This is a genomic window from Pseudoalteromonas sp. UBA2102, assembly GCF_002331165.1.
Lineage (GTDB): Bacteria > Pseudomonadota > Gammaproteobacteria > Enterobacterales > Alteromonadaceae > Pseudoalteromonas > Pseudoalteromonas atlantica.
Genome location: NZ_DCYU01000116.1, coordinates 1 through 4,066 on the forward strand (window position 1 = coordinate 1; position 4,066 = coordinate 4,066).

Consider the following 4,066-nt stretch of genomic DNA (forward strand, 5'->3'; position numbering starts at 1 on the left):
TCCTATTTTTTTGTCAACACTTAACTTTCTTAAACTTGAAAGTTTTTAAAACTAAGTTTTACTCGACTCACTGAGTAGCTCGTGCCTCGCTATGCGTTGCGCTCTGCCGTCTCAGTGGGGTCGCATTATAGGGAGAACAGATTTTTACGCAAGCGTTTTATTGAATAAAATTGCATTTAATTTATACCCATAAGAACCCCACATTAAAAGCACATGTTACCCACAAAAGCCTGTGGATAAGACTGCTTTTTTGCTTTTAAAACTAAACTCTTTTGATTTGTTATGGTAAGTTGCCAGCACTTTTTTAACTCATGTACTTAGGTAGTATTCATGACAGATATAATAAATAGTATAAGTGCCTTACTTTGGGGCCAAGTTCTCGTCTACTTATTGATAGCAGCAGGTGTCTTTTTTACCATTCGGTTAGGCTTTATTCAATTTGTACAATTCCCCCATATGTTTAAAGTTATGTTTGGCTCACGTAAATGTGGTGGAGATGAGATTTCTTCTTTTCAGGCTTTTTGTACTTCTTTAGCGGCGCGTGTTGGAACAGGTAATATGGCCGGTGTTGCCGTGGCACTTTATTTAGGTGGCCCTGGGGCTATATTTTGGATGTGGCTGATTGCTTTAATAGGTATGGCAACTAGCTTTGCAGAGAGTACGTTAGCGCAAGCTTATAAAACTAAAGACGCTGATGGCAACTTTAGAGGTGGCCCTGCTTATTATATGGAGCGTGGTTTAGGCAAACGCTGGATGGGTGTGTTGTTTTCATTGTGCTTAATTTTAGCCTTTGGCCTGGTATTTAATGCTGTACAGTCAAACTCTATTGCTGCCGCATTTGAAGTAGCGTTTGATGTACCTAAGTATATAGTAGGCATTGCACTTGTAATTGGCTCTGGCATCATTATTTTTGGTGGATTAAAAACAATATCACGTTTTGCCGAAATGGTTGTTCCATTTATGGCGCTTGCCTATTTGCTAGTTGCTATATATGTATGTGCGATTAACTTTACTGCCCTACCTGATGTTATTGTACTTATAATAAAAAGTGCTTTTGGTTTAGAGCAAGCAGGCGCCGGTGCAATTGGCTATGGTGTAACGCAAGCTATGATCCAAGGTATTAAGCGCGGTTTGTTTTCGAACGAAGCCGGTATGGGTAGCGCAGCCAATGCCGCAGCAACGGCAACACCTTATCCACCGCACCCAGCCTCGCAAGGGTATGTGCAAATGCTAGGTGTATTTATAGATACTATTGTGATCTGTACAGCCACTGCCTCATTAATCTTACTGTCTAATCAACTTGTACCTGAATCGGGTGTATTGGGAATAGAGTTAACGCAAGCTGCACTACAAGAGCACGTAGGTGACTGGGGTACTTACTTTATTGCCATTGCCATTTTGTTTTTTGCATTTACCTCTATTGTCGCGAATTATTCATATGCCGAAACAAATCTAATGTTTTTAGAGCACAACTCTACTAAAGGAATGTTTATATTTAGATTACTCGTATTAGGCATGGTTATGTTTGGTGCCATTGGTGAACTAGGTATTATTTGGACACTTGCTGATATTTCTATGGGCCTAATGGCTATTGTAAACGTGGTTGCACTGTTTATGCTTTCAGGCGTTGTTGTGTGGTTATCAAAAGATTACAACGCGCAAAACAAGCAAGGAGTATTACCTACGTTTGACAAAGACAAGCACCCTAAGCTTGCCAAAGAGGTTGATCCTAACGCGTGGAAGTAACGCTAAATTAAAAAATTATTAAGCGAGCATTAGCTCGCTTTTTTTTGCCTTTCAAACTATATAAAAATTTATTAATGTATTTCAGAGATATATACCATAATTAAATATCAGTAATAGGCGCTTTTTGATTTACTTACGTACTATAAAATTGAAGTTTGTTATCTATAATATAAAGGAGTCATGATGGATGACCAATTGAACAAATACAGTATTGACACTACCGATTATCAGGTAGGTCAAGATAACGTACAAAAATGGGGGTTTGATGTTCATAACCCAGTGTTTGGAATAAGCGCATTTTTAGTCATACTATTTGTTGCCCTTACCTTATTGCTTGACCCTGAAGTGGTCAGGGAAGCACTTACCTCAACTAAAGATGCCATTATCAATAAATTTGATAGTTACTTCATGTTGATTGCTAATGGTTTCGTATTATTTTGCTTTGCACTTGCGCTCTCCCCTCTTGGTAAAATTCGCTTAGGGGGTGTTGATGCAAAACCTGAACATGGTTATCTCTCATGGCTGGCAATGTTATTTGCCGCAGGAATGGGGATAGGTTTACTGTTTTGGGGTGTCGCAGAGCCCGCAGCCTATTTTACTGATTGGTACTTAATGCCAATGAACGCAGAGCCAAATACCCCAGAAGCTCACTCTTTAGCCATGGGCGCCACCATGTATCACTGGGGCTTACATGGTTGGGCAATTTACGCCATTGTTGCACTTAGCTTAGCGTTTTTTGCTTACAATAAAGGCCTTCCGTTATCTATACGCTCCGTGTTTTATCCCTTATTTGGCGATCGTGCTTGGGGCTGGCTTGGTCACGTTATTGATATACTTGCTGTACTCTCTACGCTTTTTGGTTTAGCAACGTCTCTTGGTTTAGGGGCACAGCAAGCAACAAGTGGTATTAATTATTTAATGGGCACTGACTACGGTACCGCTTTTCAAATTACAGTTATAGCGCTCGTTACCTGTATTGCTATTGTTTCTGTTATTAAAGGCATTGAAGGGGGTGTGAAAGTACTTAGTAACATCAATCTTATATGTGCATTTATTTTACTTGTAGCCATAATATCGCTTACTTTTAGTGACTCAATTACAGCAATATGGTTTACCTTTGGTGCATATGTAGAACATATGGTTCCACTTAGTAATCCGTTTGGCCGTGAAGATGAAGACTGGATGCATGCCTGGACAGTATTTTATTGGGCATGGTGGATATCGTGGTCGCCGTTTGTAGGAATGTTTATTGCCCGCGTTTCTAGAGGCCGTACCGTGCGGGAATTTTTATTAGTCGTCATTGGCCTGCCAACACTATTAAGCTTAGTGTGGATGGGGGTATTTGGTAATTTAGCGATTTCACAAATTATTGATAAAGTTGGCCCACTTGGGCAAAACGGGTTAACCGATATCTCTGTGACGCTATTTCAGGTTTATGAGCAGCTTCCGCTTAGTGGCCTTATTAGTGTGATCTCAATTGTGCTTGTTTTAGTGTTTTTTATTACCTCTTCTGATTCTGGCTCACTTGTAATAGATGGCATAACCGCTGGCGGAAAAATTGATGCGCCGGTACCACAACGTATATTTTGGGCATCGATTGAAGGGGCAATAGCCGCCGTATTACTGTGGGTAGGTGGCTCTCAAGCCTTGCAGGCTCTGCAATCTGGAGTAGTAACCACTGCGTTACCGTTCTCAATTGTGCTTATTTTAATGTGCGTGGCGCTTATTCAAGGTTTAATGAGCGAATACCCTATTTATAAGGCACAAACAAAGTTATAGCATTATGTACTTTAGCAAAGCGGCTTTGTGTCGCTTTGCTTTGCACTTTATTTCCTCCCTTACCTACACTTCAGCTAATACATTAACGACCGTATTTAATTATCAAACTGTTTAGCTTTGGCAATATACCTTTAAAACACGTTGTTTAAAATAAATAGAGCGCACATATCAGCGCATAATAACCAAGCGCTATTAGTTACACCTTTAGCTATCAAGTTTATATCATCAGGTAGTCGCGCATGTATGCAAAATTGATTGATGAACTGAATTGGATTTAGACGGCAGCAGCAAAGGGATATAGGAAAAGTAATGTAGGTTTAATCAACTAACGCTAACGTGTAACAATACGTATGCTTTGCTTTAAGCACGATTGTCTGCCTCAAAATTAGTCACTTGATTAAGCCAATTGCTATTAATCTTTAAGGAATAGGCAAAAACATAAACAAAGTGATTGTTATATAAAAAATGGATGTTTATTTAAAAATAGGGAGTATTTAATTTACTAAAAGGACTTTAGTAAAAGTGGTGCCCGAGGCCGGAC

2 protein-coding genes are annotated in these 4,066 nt (G+C 39.6%); both read left to right on the forward strand.

Annotated features, from left to right (window positions below):
* Positions 1–330: 330 nt before the first annotated feature.
* Positions 331–1,746 (forward strand): alanine/glycine:cation symporter family protein, encoded by a 1,416-nt coding sequence (locus B2R65_RS15590; protein WP_024033645.1) that lies wholly within the window; start codon positions 331–333, stop codon positions 1,744–1,746.
* A gap of 183 nt (positions 1,747–1,929) precedes the next feature.
* On the forward strand, positions 1,930–3,525 hold the full coding sequence (locus B2R65_RS15595) for a BCCT family transporter (protein ID WP_029773123.1): 1,596 nt from the start codon (positions 1,930–1,932) through the stop codon (positions 3,523–3,525).
* Positions 3,526–4,066 lie beyond the last annotated feature (541 nt).

What these genes read in the sequence shown, in the direction of transcription:
- B2R65_RS15590 (WP_024033645.1), top strand. Translation starts at nt 331, where the DNA reads ATGACAGATATAATAAATAGTATAAGTGCCTTACTTTGGGGCCAAGTT.
- B2R65_RS15595 (WP_029773123.1), top strand. Translation starts at nt 1,930, where the DNA reads ATGGATGACCAATTGAACAAATACAGTATTGACACTACCGATTATCAG.